Origin of the sequence: Luteimicrobium xylanilyticum, assembly GCF_009429125.1 — a bacterium.
Classification (GTDB): Bacteria; Actinomycetota; Actinomycetes; order Actinomycetales; family Cellulomonadaceae; genus Luteimicrobium; species Luteimicrobium xylanilyticum.
Genome location: NZ_CP045529.1, coordinates 3920975 through 3937506, shown reverse-complemented (window position 1 = coordinate 3937506; position 16532 = coordinate 3920975). Strand labels below are relative to the sequence as shown.

The 16532-nt window shown below is 72.7% G+C and carries 17 protein-coding genes; 15 read left to right on the top strand and 2 right to left on the bottom strand.

The features are described from left to right. Positions 1–35: 35 nt before the first annotated feature. The 8 genes from KDY119_RS17495 to KDY119_RS17460 all read left to right on the top strand — a co-directional run bounded on the left by KDY119_RS17495 (position 36) and on the right by KDY119_RS17460 (position 6614). Entirely contained in the window at positions 36–962 is a 927-nt protein-coding gene (locus KDY119_RS17495; protein WP_153022600.1) for an ABC transporter permease, read from the top strand. Beyond that, the gene (locus KDY119_RS17490; protein WP_051136377.1) at positions 959–1717 is read left to right on the top strand and encodes an ABC transporter ATP-binding protein; all 759 of its coding nucleotides are present in this window, start codon (positions 959–961) and stop codon (positions 1715–1717) included. Before KDY119_RS17495 ends, KDY119_RS17490 begins: the two co-directional genes overlap by 4 nt. Beyond that, positions 1714–3348 (top strand): FAD-dependent oxidoreductase, encoded by a 1635-nt coding sequence (locus KDY119_RS17485; protein WP_227994418.1) that lies wholly within the window; start codon positions 1714–1716, stop codon positions 3346–3348. Before KDY119_RS17490 ends, KDY119_RS17485 begins: the two co-directional genes overlap by 4 nt. Further along, positions 3345–3710 carry a 4Fe-4S dicluster domain-containing protein gene (locus KDY119_RS17480; protein WP_051136376.1) on the top strand — a complete coding sequence of 122 codons (366 nt, stop codon included), beginning with the start codon at positions 3345–3347 and terminating at the stop codon, positions 3708–3710. The genes KDY119_RS17485 and KDY119_RS17480 overlap by 4 nt, the downstream gene beginning before the upstream one ends. A gap of 33 nt (positions 3711–3743) precedes the next feature. Further along, complete coding sequence (locus KDY119_RS17475; protein WP_153022599.1) at positions 3744–4784, top strand: ABC transporter substrate-binding protein; 1041 nt, start codon at positions 3744–3746, stop codon at positions 4782–4784. A gap of 75 nt (positions 4785–4859) precedes the next feature. Beyond that, entirely contained in the window at positions 4860–5240 is a 381-nt protein-coding gene (locus tag KDY119_RS17470; RefSeq protein ID WP_036947849.1) for a cupin domain-containing protein, read from the top strand. Further along, complete coding sequence (locus KDY119_RS17465) at positions 5233–6072, top strand: 2-phosphosulfolactate phosphatase (protein ID WP_036947848.1); 840 nt, start codon at positions 5233–5235, stop codon at positions 6070–6072. Before KDY119_RS17470 ends, KDY119_RS17465 begins: the two co-directional genes overlap by 8 nt. Next, positions 6069–6614: a DnaJ family domain-containing protein gene (locus KDY119_RS17460; protein ID WP_051136374.1), complete on the top strand. Its 546-nt coding sequence runs from the start codon at positions 6069–6071 to the stop codon at positions 6612–6614. The genes KDY119_RS17465 and KDY119_RS17460 overlap by 4 nt, the downstream gene beginning before the upstream one ends. On the opposite strand, the gene KDY119_RS17455 is transcribed toward KDY119_RS17460, so the two are convergent. Next, entirely contained in the window at positions 6553–7062 is a 510-nt protein-coding gene (locus KDY119_RS17455) for a pyrimidine dimer DNA glycosylase/endonuclease V (RefSeq protein WP_036947846.1), read from the bottom strand. The two genes, KDY119_RS17460 and KDY119_RS17455, sit on opposite strands and share 62 nt — an antisense overlap. Before the next feature lie 282 nt (positions 7063–7344). Between KDY119_RS17455 and KDY119_RS17450 the strand changes: the two genes are divergently transcribed. Beyond that, positions 7345–8976, top strand: coding sequence for an ABC-F family ATP-binding cassette domain-containing protein (locus tag KDY119_RS17450; RefSeq protein ID WP_036947844.1), 1632 nt, complete (start codon positions 7345–7347; stop codon positions 8974–8976). Positions 8977–8987: 11 nt separating this feature from the next. Here the strand turns inward: KDY119_RS17450 and KDY119_RS17445 are convergent, their stop codons facing one another. Continuing rightward, positions 8988–10016: a LacI family DNA-binding transcriptional regulator gene (locus KDY119_RS17445; RefSeq protein ID WP_036947841.1), complete on the bottom strand. Its 1029-nt coding sequence runs from the start codon at positions 10014–10016 to the stop codon at positions 8988–8990. Positions 10017–10188: 172 nt separating this feature from the next. On the opposite strand from KDY119_RS17445, the gene KDY119_RS17440 reads away from it, so the two are divergent. From KDY119_RS17440 to KDY119_RS17415, 6 genes are all read left to right on the top strand, one after another. Then, the gene (locus KDY119_RS17440) at positions 10189–11493 is read left to right on the top strand and encodes an ABC transporter substrate-binding protein (protein ID WP_036947838.1); all 1305 of its coding nucleotides are present in this window, start codon (positions 10189–10191) and stop codon (positions 11491–11493) included. A gap of 14 nt (positions 11494–11507) precedes the next feature. Next, positions 11508–12545: a carbohydrate ABC transporter permease gene (locus KDY119_RS17435; protein WP_083890706.1), complete on the top strand. Its 1038-nt coding sequence runs from the start codon at positions 11508–11510 to the stop codon at positions 12543–12545. Beyond that, entirely contained in the window at positions 12542–13438 is an 897-nt protein-coding gene (locus KDY119_RS17430) for a carbohydrate ABC transporter permease (protein WP_051136372.1), read from the top strand. The genes KDY119_RS17435 and KDY119_RS17430 overlap by 4 nt, the downstream gene beginning before the upstream one ends. 139 nt (positions 13439–13577) lie before the next feature. Next, entirely contained in the window at positions 13578–14732 is a 1155-nt protein-coding gene (locus KDY119_RS17425) for a Gfo/Idh/MocA family protein (RefSeq protein WP_036949098.1), read from the top strand. A gap of 14 nt (positions 14733–14746) precedes the next feature. Then, positions 14747–15439: a ThuA domain-containing protein gene (locus KDY119_RS17420; RefSeq protein ID WP_036947834.1), complete on the top strand. Its 693-nt coding sequence runs from the start codon at positions 14747–14749 to the stop codon at positions 15437–15439. Continuing rightward, positions 15424–16530: a Gfo/Idh/MocA family protein gene (locus tag KDY119_RS17415; RefSeq protein WP_036947833.1), complete on the top strand. Its 1107-nt coding sequence runs from the start codon at positions 15424–15426 to the stop codon at positions 16528–16530. The genes KDY119_RS17420 and KDY119_RS17415 overlap by 16 nt, the downstream gene beginning before the upstream one ends. Positions 16531–16532 lie beyond the last annotated feature (2 nt).

The window sequence follows — 16532 nt, the reverse complement described above, 5'->3', positions numbered from 1 at the left end:
ACGACCGTCGCGTCGCGACCCGCTGGAGCACGCCCATGACCGTCACAGCCCGCCACCCTGCCCCCGCGAGCGCCCCCGTGCCCGCCGCCGCGACCGCCGTCGGGGCCGCAGCCACCGCCGAGGCTCGCGGCCTCGTCGTCGAGCAGCTCTCCGGGAGCACGGACCGCCGCCGGCGGATCCGCGTGCCCCGCTCCGTCGCACGCCTGTCCGGCGTCGTCGTCGTCCTCGCCGTGTGGCAGCTCGCCGCCGTCACCGGCCGGCTGCCGCGCACGTTCCTCGGCTCGCCCGTCGACGTCGCCCGCGCGGCCGGGCACCTGATCGCCGACGGCGAGCTGCCCGCCGCGATCGGCGCGTCGCTCCAGCGGGTCGGCGTCGGGCTCGTGCTGGGGCTCGCCGCCGGCATCGTCCTGGCGCTCGTCAGCGGGTTGTCCCGGATCGGGGAGGACCTCGTCGACGCGCCCGTCCAGATGCTCCGGACCGTGCCCTTCGCGGGCCTCGTGCCGCTGCTCATCATCTGGCTCGGCGTCGGCGAGACGCCCAAGATCGTGCTCATCGCGCTCGGGGTGACGTTCCCCGTCTACATCAACCTGTCCGCGGGCATCCGGCAGGTCGACCCCGGCCTGGTCGAGGCCGGCCGCACGCTCGGCCTGAGCCGCCTCGGGCTCGTCCGGCACGTCGTCGCCGGCGCCGCGCTCCCGCAGCTCCTCGTCGGGGTGCGGATCGCGCTCGGCGTCTCCTGGCTGGCCCTCGTGTTCGCCGAGCAGATCAGCGCGACCAGCGGCATCGGGTACCTCATGACGTCGGCGCAGGAGCTCCTGCAGACCGACACGATCGTCGTCTGCCTCGTCGTGTACGCGCTGCTCGGCCTGCTCGCCGACCTCGTCGTCCGCGTCCTGGAGCGCGTGCTCCTGCCGTGGCGGCGGTCCTTCACCCCCGACGACGTCCAGGGAGGAACGCGATGACCACGCCCACGACGAGCCGCCCGACCGGCACCACCCCCACCGAGGCGCTCGCCGTCGACGTCCGGGCGCTCGGCCGGACCTTCGGGACCGGTGATGCCGCCACCACGGTCATCTCCGACCTGGACCTCGCCGTCCCCGCCGGCCAGTTCGTCGCGCTCCTCGGTGCGAGCGGCTGCGGCAAGTCCACCCTCCTGCGCGTGCTCGCCGGACTCGACGCCGGCGTCACCGGAGACGTCACCGTCGCCCGCAACCGCGCCGTCGCCTTCCAGGCGCCGCGTCTGCTGCCCTGGAAGAAGGTCTGGCGCAACGTCGTCCTCGGCGTGCCGGGCGCGACCCGCGAGACCGCGCTCGCCGCGCTGCGCGAGGTCCGCCTCGAGCACCGAGCCGACGCGTGGCCCACCACCTTGTCCGGCGGCGAGGCGCAGCGCGCGTCGCTCGCACGGGCCCTCGTCCGCCAGCCGGACCTGCTCCTCCTCGACGAGCCGTTCGGCGCGCTCGACGCCCTCACGCGGCTCACCGCGCAGGAGCTCGTCCGCGAGCTCTGGCACGCGCACCGACCGGCGGTCGTCCTCGTCACGCACGACGTCGACGAGGCCCTCCTGCTCGCCGACCGCGTCCTCGTCATGGCCCACGGCCGCATCGAGCACGACGTGGCCGTCACCGGGGACCGCGAGCACGGTTCGGCCGGCTACGTCGAGCAGCGCCGCCGCCTGCTCGGCTGGCTCGGCGTGCACGACGGCGAGGGGGCCGCGTGAGCCGCCGCCACGCCACGGCGCTCGGCGGCGTGGGAACCGGGGGCGGGTCGGACGCACTCGACGCGGACGTCCTCGTCCTGGGTGGCGGCCCGGCCGGGACGTGGGCCGCGCTGGCCGCGGCGACCACCGGCGCACGCGTCGTCCTCGCCGACAAGGGCTTCGTCGGGACCAGCGGCGCCGCTGCGGCCGGCGGCAACAACCTCTGGTACGTGCCCGACGAGGGCGACCGGCGCGAGCGCGCCGTCCGCGCCCGCGAGGAGCGGGGCGCCCACCTGACCGACCGGACCTGGCTGCGGCGGCTCGTCGCCGAGACGTGGGACCGGGTCGGCGACCTCGAGGCCTGGGGCTACCCGTACCCGACCGATGCCGCCGGGCGGCTGCGCCGCAGCTCCCTCCAGGGGCCCGAGTACATGCGGCTCATGCGGCGCCAGGTGCTCCGGGCAGGGGTGACGGTCCTCGACCAGAGTCCTGCGCAGAGGCTCGTGCAGGACGCCGACGGCGTCGTGGTCGGGGCGACGGGCGTGCACCGCCAGCGCGGGAACGCGCCGTGGACCGTGCGCGCGGGTGCGGTCGTGCTCGCGACGGGCGGCTGCGCATTCCTGTCCGGCGCCCTCGGCTGCAACCCCGACACCGGCGACGGCCACCTCATGGCCGCGGAGCTCGGTGCCGAGCTGTCGGGCATGGAGTTCTCGTCCGTGTACGGCATGGCGCCCGCGTTCGGGGCGCAGACCAAGGGCCGGATGTATCAGTTCGCGACCTACTACGACGGCGACCGCAACCCTGTCGACGCCGCCGGCTTCTCCGGCCGCGAGGTCGTGGCACGCACGCTCGCCGCGGGCTCCCCGGTGTACGCGCGGCTCGACCTCGCACCGCCCGCCCTGCGCGAGGCGCTGCGCTGGTCGCAGCCCAACTTCTTCCTGCCCTACGACAAGGCCGGGATCGACGTGTTCACGGACCTCTTCGAGGTGCGGCTCGTCCTCGAGGGGACCGTCCGCGGCACCGGTGGGCTCGCCGTCGTGGGGGACGGCTGCGAGACCACCGTCCCCGGGCTGTACGCGGCCGGCGACGTCGCGTCGCGCGAGCTCGTCACAGGAGCGGTCTCGGGTGGGGGCAGCCACAACGGCGCCTGGGCGATCTCGTCCGGGACGTGGGCGGGCACAGCAGCGGCGTCGTTCGCCCGACGGCGCGGCCCGGCTCCCCGGGCGACCACCGTCCCGGATGAGGGGCGAGCGGGGACCGGAGGGTCGTCGTCGGGCCGGGGCACGACGGTGCCGCGCGAGGTGATCCGCGACGTCCAGGCCGAGGTGATCCCGCTCGAGCGCAACCTGTTCCGCACCGAGCACGGGCTGCGCGGGTCGCTCGCGCGCCTCGACGTGCTGTGGGCCGACGCGGTCCCGGATCTGGACGCGTCCGCCGAGCCGGTGAAGGCACGCGAGGCCGCGGCGATGGTCGCGCACGCCCGTTGGATGTACCGGGCCGCTCTGGCCCGGCCCGAGTCGCGCGTCATCCATCGCCGCGACGACCACCCCGACCTCGACGAACGCCTCACCCACCGCATCCGCGTGGGCGGGCTCGACGAGGTGTGGACCCGCCCCGAGGTCCCCGTACGAGAGGAGGAGCGGGCGTCATGATCGAGCTCGTCTCACCGTCGCGCTGCATCGACTGCAACAAGTGCGTCGAGGTCTGCCCGACCAACGTCTTCGACGAGGTGCCCGGTGGGCACCCCGTCATCGCCCGCCAGCAGGACTGCCAGACCTGCTTCATGTGCGAGGCGCACTGCCCGGTCGACGCCCTGTTCGTCGCTCCGCTCGCCGAGCCCGCCCCCGAGGGATCCGCCTACCGCGACGAGGACGCCCTCGCGGCCGCCGGCCGGCTCGGCGAGTACCGCGAGTGGATCGGCTGGGGCAAGGGCCGCCGTCCGGGCAGCCTCCGCGACCGCAACGGCGAGCTCACCGAGCTCGCGTCCGCCCACCTCACGCAACGCTTCCAGTAGCCCGCACCGGGCACGACCCCGAAGGACCCACCCATGTCGCTCTTCCGTACCCCCGCACGCCCGACCGCCCGCAGACGCGGCACGTCCGCCGTCGTCGGGATCGCGCTGGCCGCAGCCCTGGTCGGCTCGCTCGCCGCATGCTCGTCATCGGGCTCCGCGAAGGCCGCCGACGGTGGCTCGACCCTGCGCGTCGGCTTCATCTCCAACACGCCGAACCCGGCGGGCCCCGAAGGCTGGGCGGACGCGCACGGCGAGCTCCTGCCTGCGCTGAGGTCGGCCGGGATCTCGAAGATCGCCTGGGTGCCGTTCAAGAACGGGCCGGACCTCAGCGCTGCCGTCCAGGGCGGCTCGCTCGACCTCGCCACGCTCGGCGACACCCCCGCCCTGACCGCGAAGGCCAACGGGATCGACACGCACCTCGTCAACCAGTCCGCCGTCGGCCAGGACGCGTGGCTCGTGGGTGCGAAGGGCGTGACGAGCCTCGACGACCTGAAGGGCAAGACCATCGCCACCCAGGTCGGGTCGTACATGTACCGGTACCTCGTGGCGCTGCTGAAGCAGAAGGGTCTGTTCGACGACGTGAAGATCACGCACGTCTACACGACCAACGCGGTCGCGTCGCTCCAGTCGGGCGGGATCGCCGCGTACGCCGCTCCGGCGGGCCAGCTCACGGGGGTCCTGACCGCCCAGGGCTACCCGGTGATCGACAAGGCTTCGGCGGACCACCCCGAACTCCTCGGGACCGGTGCCACGATCATCACCACGAAGGAGCTCGCCGCGCACCCCGGCCTGCCCGACGCCTGGAACGCAGCGCGCGCCAAGGCGGTGAGCGAGATCAACGCCGACCCGGAGGCGTTCTACGAGTTCGCGGCCAAGGCGTCCAAGACGACCGTCGACGTCGTGAAGGTCTCCCAGCCCGTGACGCTCTACCCGGCCGAGCCGTTCACCGACAAGGGACTGAAGCTCCTGCAGGGGACCGACGACTTCCTCGCCGAGAACAAGCTCTCGAAGGGCGTCGTCGACATCGACGCCTGGCGGGTCCCGGCGTCGACGGCGACCACCCCCGCCGGCTGACGTCCTCGACGCCGAGGGGTGGTCGGGGACGAGAGGTGAGGCGGCCGCACCGGGGCCGAGCGTAGGGTCGGCGCCATGGCCGACCCCGTGAACATCGCGACCGCGTTCGCCTCCTTCGCCGAACCCTGGCAGCCCCGGCGTCTCGCGAGCGTCAACGACTACGACGTCAAGGTCGTCCGGCTCCACGGCGAGTTCGTGTGGCACAGCCACCCCGAGACGGACGAGCTGTTCCTCGTCCGCTCGGGCCGACTCGTCATCCAGCAGCGCGACCCGGACGGCACGCGCCACGACGTCGAGCTCGGGCCCGACGACGTGTACGTCGTGCCGCGCGGCGTCGAGCACTGCCCGCGCGCCGACGACGAGGTGCTCGCCCTGCTCCTCGAGCCCCGTGGCACGGTCAACACCGGTGACGCGGGCGGCGAGCGGACCGCCGAGCTCCAGGAGCTCGATGCCTGAGCCCTGGTCCCAGGACGGTTTCGACGTCCGGTTCGACTGGGGCCCCGACGGGGGAGCGGCCGTCGCCGGCGGTGCCGTCGTGGTCGTGGTCGTGGACGTCCTGAGCTTCACGACCACGGTCGGGATCGCGGTGGCGGGCGGGGCCGAGGTCCTGCCGTACCCCTGGAAGGGCGAGGGTGCGGCCCGGTTCGCCTCCGAGCGGGGTGCCCGCCTCGCCGTCGGGCGCCTCGAGGCGCGCGACCGCCCGCCCGACGGCGTCCCTCCCGTCAGCCTGTCGCCCGCGGGAACGCTGCGCGCGGCCGAGGCAGGTGCGCTCCACGGTGAGCGGATCGTGCTGCCCTCACCGAACGGCTCGACGGTCGTGGCTGGGCTGACCGACACCGGGGCGCAGGTCGTCGCGGCGTCGCTGCGGACCCGCGCGGCAGTCGCACGGTGGCTCGCTCGGTCCGCTCCGCCCGGCCCCGTCGCCGTGGTCGCCGCGGGGGAGCGGTGGCCCGGGGGCACGTTGCGCCCCGCCGTCGAGGACCTGTGGGGAGCGGGAGCGCTGATCGACGCGCTCGTCGCCGAGCAGCGGGGCGTCGGCCGCCCGGCACGGCGTCTCTCTCCGGAGGCCTCGGCCGCGCTCGCGGCATTCGAAGCGGTGCGGCACGACCTCGCGACGTCGCTGGCCGCCTGCTCGAGCGGCTGCGAGCTGGTCGACGCCGGGTTCGGCGACGACGTCGTGGTGGCCGCGGACCTCGACGCCGACGAGGTCGTGCCGGTCCTCGACGGCGACGCCCTGGTGGGCGTCGCTACGGTGAGGGGAGTCCCGACCCTCGGAGAAACACCGTGACCGATCCCGACGCCGCAGCACCCGCCCCCGAGCCCCGAGACGCGCCCCGCGACCCGGAGCCCGCGGATCAGCGGGCCGAGCGCCGTCGTCGGGAGGAGGAGGACCGGCGGGCCGAGAACCCGCACTCGCCGCAGGCGCACCTACGGGCGCGGCACCAGCTCGAGCTGCGGGCGCGGTGGGTGGACCACCTCGTCGACGAGGCCATCGAGCGCGGAGAGTTCGACGACCTCCCGCTCGCGGGCAAGCCGATCCCGAACCTCGGCACGCACCACGACCCGGACTGGTGGCTCAAGCAGCTCGTCGAGCGGGAGCAGATCACGGGCGTGCTGCCCGAGGCGTTCCAGCTCCGCAAGGACGACACCGAGCTCGACGACCGCCTCGACCGTGAGTTCTCCGCGGCGCGGGTGCGTGAGGTGCTCGAGGAGTTCAACCGGCGGGTCGTGGAGGCGCGACGCCAGCTCCTGGGCGGCCCGCCCGTCGTCACCCCGCTGCGCGACGTCGACGCGGAGGTGGCGCGCTGGCGGCAGCGGAACGGTCGGTGACCCGTTCCCACGACGCGACCGGCCCCGGCACGACGACGAACGACGGGTGCGGGTCGGGTTCGGTCACGTCCGCCCACCGCGCGGCGAGGTCCGGGCTCCGCACGGCGAGCTTGGCGCGCAGGTGCGCCCACTCGTGCCCGAGCTGGCCGTCGGTGACGGGGATTCGCGGGTCGCGGACGGCGTCGTCCGGCGGAACCGCCGGCGGCGCGTCGATCCGGGCGCGGTCGAAGCGGTAGCCCCGCGCGGCTGCCTCGTCGGCCACGGCTGCCAGGTACGCGCCGACGGCCCCGCTGGGATCGCGAGCGGCGCGGAACCGCTCGAGCTGGGGGTGGCGCTGGTAGCCGGTCGTCCGGCCGGCGAGCACCGCCTGGGCGAGCAGCGCCTCACGCCAGCACGCCGTCAGCCCCTGGCGGTCCAGGTACCGCGGGTGCACGCTCCACAGCCGCACAGGTCCTCCGATCGTCTCCCGCCGACGCTACGGCCCCGACCGCCATGGGCGCAGCGCGGGCTACGCCGCGGGCATAAACCCTGGTGCCGTTCACCGGGGCATGCGACAGTGGTCGGGTGCCCCCACGCGCCACCGCGTCGGGGCATCCCCCTGCCCCCGACGGAAGGCACCCGGTGAGGAACGCTCCACGCTCAGCGTCCGCGCGCTGACCCACCCGCTGCTCGAGCCCCGCTCGCAGAGGTGGTCGGGTCGGCGCACACCGCCGATTCCCGGGAGCCTTCCATGGCCTTTCGTCCTTCTGCTGCACCCTCCGTCGTCCTCACCCGTCTGACCTTCGCCTGGCCCGACGGCACCGTCGCGCTCCGCGACCTGACGGCATCCTTCACCGCCGGCCGCACCGGTCTCGTCGGCCGCAACGGCGCCGGCAAGTCCACCCTGCTCCGCCTCGTCGCGGGCGAGCTCACGCCGACCTCCGGCAGCGTCACCACGAACGGCGACGTCGCATACCTCCCGCAGCACCTGACGGTCCGCGACGAGGGCGCGTCCGTCGCGGACCTGCTCGGCGTCGGGGCGCGGCTGCGTGCGTTCCGGCTGATCGAGTCCGGCACGGCCGACCCTGACCGGCTCGAGGCCGCGTTCGACGCGCTCGCGGACGACTGGGAGGTCGAGCAGCGCGCCGCCGACGCCGCCCGGTCCGCCGGTCTCGACGCCACCGACCTCGACCGGCCCGCCCGCACGCTGTCCGGTGGCGAGACGATCCTGGCGGCGCTCGCCGGGCTGCGCCTCGCGGACACCCCGGTGACGTTCCTCGACGAGCCCACGAACAACCTCGACCGCGACGCCCGGGCGCGCCTCTACGCGATGGTCGAGAGCTGGCGGGGGACGCTCGTCGTCGTCAGCCACGACCGGACTCTCCTCGACCTCATGGACTCCACCGCGGAGCTCCGCGAAGGCTCGCTCGAGGTGTACGGCGGGACCTACAGCGCGTACGAGGAGCACCTCGCCGTCCAGCAGGAGGCCGCGGCGCGCGCCGTCCGCACGGCCGAGCAGCGGCTTCGCACCGAGAAGCGCGAACGGATCGAGGCGGAGACCAAGATCGCCCGGTCGGCCAAGGCGGGCAAGAAGGCCGCCGAGAACATGCCGAAGATCCTCGTCAACGCCCGCAAGAACGCCGCCGAGGGCACCGCCGGCCGCACCCGCGCCCTCGCCGACGACCGCCTCGACAAGGCGAGGGCCGCCGTCGAGGACGCCGAGTCTCGCGTCCGCGACGACGACCACATCCACGTCGACCTCCCCGGCACCGAGGTTCCGAGCGGTCGCCGGCTGCTCGAGCTCGACGGCGCCGACGGGCGGCCGATCGTCCTCCAGGGCCCCGAGCGGGTCGCGCTCGGCGGCCCCAACGGCGCCGGCAAGACGACGCTGATCGAGGAGCTGCTCGGGCTGCGGCCGGCGTCGGGCGAGCCGCGCGGGCGGCTGCTCACCGACCGGGTCGGCTACCTCGCCCAGCGCCTCACCCTGCCCGACGACGACGCCGGCGTCCTCGAGACGGTCCGGTCCGGGGCACCGGCGCTCACCCCGGGCGAGGTACGGAACCGGCTCGCCCGCTTCCTGCTGCGTGGGGCCACCGTGGACAGGCCGGTCCGGACCCTGTCCGGTGGGGAGCGATTCCGGGTCGCGCTCGCGCGGGTCCTGCTCGCCGACCCGCCGCCCCAGCTCCTCGTCCTCGACGAGCCCACCAACAACCTCGACCTCGCCAGCGTCGACCAGCTCGCCGAGGCGCTCGACGGGTACCGCGGGGCGCTCGTCGTCGTGAGCCACGACGACGCGTTCCTCCGGCGGACCGGGGCGGGGGTCGAGGTCGGGACGCGCTGGGAGGTCGAGCGCGGCGGCGGGGTGCGGCTGGCGCCGGTGTAGCGAGCGAGAGGTCAGGTGGGCGGGGGAGCGGTCGACGCCCGGGCCACGAGCCTCGTCGCCAGCTCGACCCGGGTCGCGGGGCCCTCCTGGGGGACCTGCCGTGCGGGGTCGACGAGCTTGAGGAGCAGCTGGACGGCGATGGCGCCCATCTCCGCGGTCGGCTGCTGCACGGTGGTCATGGCGGGGTTCGCCCACTGCGCCTCGGGGAGGTCGTCGTAGGCGACGACGCTGAGGTCGTCCGGGATGCGGATGCCGAGCTGCGCGGCGGCGTCGTAGACCCCGAACGCCATGCTCTCGGTGAGGGCGAACATGGCTGTCGGGCGCTCCGGCTGCTGAAGCACGACGCTCGCGGCGGCGCACGCGCGGGTCCGGTTCCAGTAGCCCGGGGCGCACCACTCCGGGCGGGTGCTGAGCCCCGCGGACTGCAGGGCCGACCGGAACCCGTCGAGGCGCGCCGCGTTGAACAGGCTGTTCGTGCCGCCGTCGATCACCCCGATGCGTCGGTGGCCGAGCTCCAGGAGGTGGGTCCCCGCGGAGTGCCCGCCGGCCCAGTCCGTCGAACCGACGCTCGCGACGTCGTCGGGCGGGCGGACGAGCGGGTCGACGAGGACGACGGGGATCTTCGCGGCGCGCAGCCCTGCGAGCTGCGCCTCGGACGGCCCGACGCCGACGATGATCGCGCCGGTCGAGTGCCGGCGCATCAGCCGGCTGACCCATTCGTCGTCGCCGTTGGCGATGGTGATGACGACGCTGATGCCGGCGTCGTTGGCGGCGCTCTCCACGCCGGCGAGGGCCCGGTTCGCCCACGTGCCCTCGAAGCTGGCCATGACCATGTCGACGAGGTTCGGCGTCGACCGGTCGGCCGAGACCTGCATGCCGGGGCTCCGGCGGTACCCGACCTGGTCGACGGCGTCGAGCACGGCTCGTCTCATCACGGCCGAGACGTCGGTCCGGCCGTGCAGCACCTTCGAGACCGTCGGGACCGTCGTGCCGGCCAGGTCCGCGACCGCTCTCAGGGTGGGCCTCTTGCCTTCTTCCACGGACGGCACCCTAGGCGCAGCGTGAAAGGTTGCGCAACTTTTTGGGCTTGCCACTGCGGCGATGCCGTGTCTAGTCTCGCATTTGCAGGCTGCGCTGAGGCAGAAGTTGCGCAAACCTACGGTACTGGCGAAGGTGGTCCGCAGTGCGGGCCCGACGAGAGATGAGTTGTCGATGACGACAGATGCGATGTCGCTCACGCGGAGAGGGTTTCTCGGCGTACTCGGAGCGGCCGGACTTGCTGCCGGGCTCGCAGCCTGCGGCATCGGCCAGAGCAAGGACTCCAAGACCCTGAAGTTCTGGAACATGCCCGACGGTGGGCCCGCGTTCGAGCCTCTCGACCGCAAGATCACGCTTGCGTACTCGCCGGCGTCGGGGCTCCCGAAGGCCTCCTACCAGCAGATCCAGTGGGCGAGCTTCATCCAGACCTTCGCGACGGCGATCGTCTCGAACACCGGGCCGGCCGTGAGCGGCGGAGGCGGCACCCAGGCCTTCCAGTTCGCGGAGCAGGGCGCGATCGCGTACGCGGACGACCTGCTCGAGAGCTGGAAGTCGAACGGTCTCTACGACGACTTCCTGCCCGGCCTCCTGGAGACGATGAAGACGCCGGACGGCTACGTCGCGGTCCCCTACAACCTCGACATCCGGTCGGTCTGGTACAACAAGGAGCTGCTCGAGAAGGCCGGCGTCGAGCCGCCCACCGACTGGCAGTCCTACCTCGACGTCGCGGCCGCCCTGAAGAAGATCGGGGTCTACGGGTTCGTCGCGAGCGGGAACGCGAACGGCGGCGACGGGTTCCAGGCGATCGTCAGCCTGATGATCAACAACGGCGGCGGCATCTTCGACGAGGAGCAGCGGCCGAACCTGCTGACGCAGGCGAACATCGAGGCGCTCGACTTCGTCGCGGAGAACATCAGCAAGGGCTACATGGACCCCGCGTCCATCAGCTACACGACGACGAACACCAACTCGCAGTGGCAGAGCGGTCGCTTCGGGCTCGGCATCGACGTGCCGGGCCTCGCGGCGAACGTCGCCGGCGCCACCTCCCAGCAGCTCGTCGTCGGAGACCCGCTGACGAGCGCTGCCGGCAAGCAGGGGGCGCTCTACTTCCCGAACAACATCATGATGTACAAGGACACCCCGAGCCAGAAGGGTTCGGAGGACTTCCTCACCTACTACTACAAGCACATGGCGCCCCTGTGGACGCAGAAGACCGGGATCGGTCTTCCGGTGCTCAAGTCGATCGTGGCCTCGAAGGAGTTCCGGTCCGACCCGAACCAGGTGAAGCTCATCGAGAAGTGGCAGCCGATCTGCCGGACGTGGGCCGCGCCGGGCAGCAACTCCCTGTTCGCCGGCGCCGCCCTCGTGGACAGCACGCCCGCGATGTCGAGCTTCGGACAGAACGTGCTGTCGGGAAGGCCCGCGAAGGAGTGCCTCAGCACGCTGCAGCGGTCCCTGACGGATCAGCTCCACAAGTGACGGGGCCCAGCGACATGACGGAACAGAAGAAGTACGGCCCCGCGGGCGGCGTCCTCGCGTCCGGCGACGGCGGCCAGGCCGTCAGGGCGGACGGGGTGGTCGACGGCGTCCGGCGAGCCCGCCGGGGGGTCGGGCGCGCGGGACCAGGGCGTCAGCCGCAGCGCGCACCGTTGCGCAAGCACCCGGTGTTCGGTTCGCGCACGAGGACGCTGCTCGCGTTCGTGCTGCCGTCGGCGGTCCTGCTGCTGCTGATCAACCTCTATCCGGTGGCCTACGCGTTCGTGCAGTCGCTGAAGGACGGGTCGCTGATCGCCCCCGGTCACTTCGTCGGCCTGCACAACTACGCCAGCGTCCTGACGGACCCGCGATTCTGGGGGGCCGCTCGGTTCACGCTCGTGTTCACGCTGGTCGGCGTGTTCGGAAGCTGGCTCGCCGGGCTCGGGCTGGCGCTGCTGCTCCGCACGCGCGTCCCGGCGCGCGGTGCCTTCAAGGTGCTCCTGCTCCTGCCGTGGGTGGTCCCCGTGGTGGTGTCGGCGACCTCGTGGAACTGGCTGGTCGCGACGCCGCAGAGCCCGATCCCGACCCTGCTCCGGCACCTCGGGTTCGGCGACGTCCTCTTCCTGGCCAGCCCTCTGCTCGCGCAGGTCACGGTCTGCGTGTTCAAGGTCTGGATCAGCTTTCCGTTCATGATGATGATGATGTCCTCGGCGCTCGCCTCGGTCGACGCGAGCGTGTACGAGGCCGCGAAGGTCGACGGCGCGGGCCCGTGGCAGACCTTTCGCCTGATCACGATGCCGATGATCTCCCGGACCACCTTCGTGTCCTGGATCCTGATGACGATCTTCTGCGTCAACGACTTCCCGACCGTCTACCTGCTGACCGGCGGAGGGCCGGTGGGGTCGACGCGGACCCTGGTGGTCCTCGCCTACCAGACGGTCTTCCAGGAGTTCCAGACCGGGACCGGCGTGGCCATCGCATTCCTCATGACGTTCGTGCTGGTGGCGATCTCGGTCGTCCTCTACCGCCAGATCCGGAAGGTGAACATCGAATGAGTGTCCTCGGCACGTCCTCGACCGGCGCCCCGCATGCCGCGGACGGTGCTGCGGCGTCGACCAGGAAGGCGCGGTCCGCGGAGCCCGGGCAGCGCGGCAGGTGGTGGCGGTTCGCCGTCCTCCTCGTCATCGCACTGGTGGTGCTGATCCCCATCCTCGCCGTCGTGGGTCTGTCGTTCCGCCCAGCCCTCGGCAGCGGGGCGAACGACTCGTTCACCGTGGAGAACTACATCACGGTGTTCCAGCAGACCGACGTGCTGACGTGGCTGCGCAACAGCCTCCTCGTCACGCTCGTGACGGCCGTGGTCGCCGTGGCCGTGGCGGCGCCTGCCGGGTACGTCCTCAGCAGGTCGCGGTCCAGGCTGGTGTCGGGCTACTCGATGCTGCTGTTCGTGATGCAGTCGCTCCCGGTCGTCACGGCCGTGATCCCGCTCTTCATCCTGTTCGCGAAGCTGGGGCTCGTGGATCGTCTCGTCGGCGTGATGATCATCTACGTCGCCGGTGCGCTCTCGGTCGCGACGTGGATGATGGCGGCCTACTACGACTCCATCCCCATCGCGCTGGAGGAGGCGGCCTGGCTGGACGGCGCCTCGCTCTTCGGCGGGTTCCTGCGGATCGTGCTCCGCAACTCTCTGCCGGGCGTCCTGTCCACGGCGATCTTCTCCTTCCTGGTGGCCTGGAACGACTACCTGATCGCCGTCGTGTTCCTCCGGTCGAGCTGGAACTACACGCTCCCGATCGGGCTCGAGACGTTCTTCCAGCAGAACGCCACGAACTGGGGCCTGGTCATGGCGGTCGCGGTGGTCATGATGGCGCCCCCGATCATCCTGTTCGCCTTCCTCAACAAGTACTTCAGCGTGGGCGGCGTCGGCGGCGCGCTCGCCGGCCGCTGATCCCGCACGACCCCGCCGTCCAGCCGATCCATTCCTCCCTGCATCGGAGCTTCCTCTCGTGTCATCGGTCGAACCCCACCCCGTCCCGGAGCCGGGCGGTAGGACCCAGCCGCCGCCGAAGGAGCGGCTCAGCGTCGCCCTGATCGGCCACGGCTTTATGGGTGCTGCACACTCCCAGGCGTGGCGGACCGCGCCCCGCTTCTTCCCGCTCGCCGTGGAGCCGGAGATGTCCGTGATCGTCGGCCGCGACGGGCCCCGCACCGAGGCGGCGCGCGAGCGGTTCGGCTGGAAGCGTGCCGAGACGGACTGGCAGGCGGTGCTCGCCGACCCCGCGATCGACGTCGTCGACATCTGCTCGCCGGGCTCGTCCCACGCCGAGATCGCCATCGCGGCGCTCGAGGCCGGCAAGCACGTGCTGTGCGAGAAGCCGCTCGCCAACAGCGTCGAGGAGGCGGCGGAGATGACCGAGGCCGCGGTCGCCGCCGCGAAGCGGGGCGTTCGGTCCATGGTCGGCTTCAGCTACCGCCGGGTGCCCGCGATCGGTCTCGCACGCTCGCTCGTGCGCGCCGGCCGGATCGGGCAGGTCCGGCAGGCCCGCGCGCTCTACCTGCAGGACTGGCTCGCCGACGAGAACGGCCCGATGACGTGGCGTCTCGACCGTTCGCTCGCAGGCTCCGGCTCTCTCGGCGACATCGGCGCGCACGCGATCGACCTCGTCGAGCACATCACCGGTGCCTCGCTCACCTCCGTGTCCGGGACGCTCGAGACCTTCGTCCGCGAGCGCCCCCTCCTGGCCGACGGCGTCGGTCTGTCCGGGACGGCGTCGTCCGAACGGGGCCAGGTCACGGTCGACGACGCCGCCTGGTTCCTCGGACGGCTCGCCGGCGGCGCGGCGGACGGCGCAGTCGGGTCGTTCGAGGCGACCCGGTACGCCACCGGCCGCAAGAACGGCCTGACGATCGAGCTCAGCGGGTCGCGCGGCGCGATCGCGTTCAACCTCGAGTCGATGAACGAGCTCGCGTTCTACGACGCCGCGGCCCCCGCGGGCGAGCAAGGGTTCGGTCGGATCCTCGTGACCGAGCCCGAGCACCCCTACATGGCGAACTGGTGGCCCACCGGCCACACCATCGGCTACGAGCACCTCTTCAGCCACGAGGTGAAGGACTTCGTGGACGCCGTCACGAGCGGCGTCGACCCCGAGCCGTCCTTCACCGAGGGCCTGCACGTGCAGCGCGTGCTCGACGCCGTCGAGCGCAGCGCCGCGGACGGCAGCGCCTGGACCCCGATCCCCTGAACGGAAGAAACCCCATGTCACGCCAAGCTCTCATCGTGCGCGGCGGTTGGGACGGGCACATGCCCGTCGAGACCACCGACCTCTTCATCCCCTTCCTGCGCGACAACGACTTCACGGTCCGTGTCGAGGACGGCACCGCCGTCTACGCCGACCCGGCCGTGATGGACGCGACCGACCTCGTCGTCCAGGTGAACACCATGTCGACGATCGCCGGCGAGGAGTTCGCCGGGCTGCAGCGCGCGGTGCTCGCCGGAACCGGCATGGCCGGCTGGCACGGCGGGATCGCCGACTCCTACCGGGACAACGCCGACTACCTGCACATGATCGGCGGGCAGTTCGCGCACCACGCCGGCAAGCACCCGGACGAGCGCACGGGCGACCAGTCCGACAACTACATCCCGTACACGGTGCACATGACGGAGCTCGGCCACGAGCACCCGATCACGCGCGGCATCGAGGACTTCGGCCTGGTCACCGAGCAGTACTGGGTGCTCAGCGACGAGTACAACGACGTCCTCGCGACGACGACCCAGGAGGCGCGCGACTTCGACGCCTGGAACCGGCCCGTCACGGCGCCGGCGATCTGGACCCGCCAGTGGGGCAAGGGGCGGATCTTCGTGTCCGCGCCGGGCCACCGGCTCGAGATCGTCGAGTCGCAGCCCGTACGGACCATCATCGAGAGGGGAATGCTGTGGGCAGCCCGCTGAACGTCGGTGTCGTCGGGGTCGGAGTCATCAGCCAGCAGTACTTCGGCTACCTGCCGTCCTTGCCGAACCTGCGGCTGACGGCGGTCGCGGACCTGGACCTGGACCGCGCCCGCTCGGTCGGCGAGGCCCAGGGCGTGCGGGGCACGTCGGTGGACGACCTGCTCGCCGCGGACGACGTCGACGTCGTCCTGAACCTCACGATCCCGGCCGCGCACGCCGAGATCGCCAGCCGGGCGCTCGCGGCGGGCAAGCACGTGTACGGCGAGAAGCCGCTCGCGACCTCGACGGACGAGGCCTGTCCGGTGCTCGAGCAGGCGGCGGCCGCGGGGCTGCGCGTGGGCAGCGCGCCGGACACAGTCCTCGGGACGGGGATCCAGACGGCGCGTGCCGCGATCGAGGACGGGCTCGTCGGTGACGCGTTCGGCGCGGCGGTCGCCTGGAGCGCCCCGGGGCACGAGCTGTGGCACCCGGCGCCGGCCTTCTACTACCAGCCGGGCGGCGGTCCGCTGCTCGACATGGGCCCGTACTACCTGACGAGCCTCGTGACGTTCTTCGGGCCGGTCGTGCGGGTCACGGGCAGCACGACGCGCACGCAGCGCGCCAGGACGGTCGCGTCGGGGCCGGCCGCAGGCACCCCGGTGCCGGTCGACGTCGACACCCACGTGGTCGCGATCCTCGAGCACGCCGGCGGCGTCGTCTCGACGGTCACGATGTCCTTCGAGGTCTGGGGCACGAAGACCCCACTCTTCGAGGTGTACGGGACACAGGGGACGCTGAGCGTCCCGGACCCGAACGGGTTCTCGGGCACCGTCGCGGTGCTGACGGCGGCGGACCGTCAGGACCGGACGTGGCGTGACCTGCCGGTCGCCGCGGGCTACGCCGACGCCTCCCGCGGCGCCGGGCTCGCCGACATGGCCCGCGCCATCGAGACGAACCGGCCGCACCGGGCCTCGGGCGACCTCGCCTTCCACGTGCTCGAGATCATGGAGGCGATCGGCGGCGCGGGGCGTGACCACGCCGTCGTCGAGCTCACCTCCACCGTGGACCGCCCCGCAGCCGTGCCGTTCGACGCGCGGCCCGAGACCTGGTGACA

Coding starts and splice junctions, on each gene's coding strand:
- KDY119_RS17435 (WP_083890706.1), top strand. CDS start 11,508: ATGACGGAACAGAAGAAGTACGGCCCCGCGGGCGGCGTCCTCGCGTCC.
- KDY119_RS17440 (WP_036947838.1), top strand. CDS start 10,189: ATGACGACAGATGCGATGTCGCTCACGCGGAGAGGGTTTCTCGGCGTA.
- KDY119_RS17480 (WP_051136376.1), top strand. CDS start 3,345: ATGATCGAGCTCGTCTCACCGTCGCGCTGCATCGACTGCAACAAGTGC.
- KDY119_RS17495 (WP_153022600.1), top strand. CDS start 36: ATGACCGTCACAGCCCGCCACCCTGCCCCCGCGAGCGCCCCCGTGCCC.
- KDY119_RS17420 (WP_036947834.1), top strand. CDS start 14,747: ATGTCACGCCAAGCTCTCATCGTGCGCGGCGGTTGGGACGGGCACATG.
- KDY119_RS17465 (WP_036947848.1), top strand. CDS start 5,233: ATGCCTGAGCCCTGGTCCCAGGACGGTTTCGACGTCCGGTTCGACTGG.
- KDY119_RS17470 (WP_036947849.1), top strand. CDS start 4,860: ATGGCCGACCCCGTGAACATCGCGACCGCGTTCGCCTCCTTCGCCGAA.
- KDY119_RS17450 (WP_036947844.1), top strand. CDS start 7,345: ATGGCCTTTCGTCCTTCTGCTGCACCCTCCGTCGTCCTCACCCGTCTG.
- KDY119_RS17430 (WP_051136372.1), top strand. CDS start 12,542: ATGAGTGTCCTCGGCACGTCCTCGACCGGCGCCCCGCATGCCGCGGAC.
- KDY119_RS17475 (WP_153022599.1), top strand. CDS start 3,744: ATGTCGCTCTTCCGTACCCCCGCACGCCCGACCGCCCGCAGACGCGGC.
- KDY119_RS17490 (WP_051136377.1), top strand. CDS start 959: ATGACCACGCCCACGACGAGCCGCCCGACCGGCACCACCCCCACCGAG.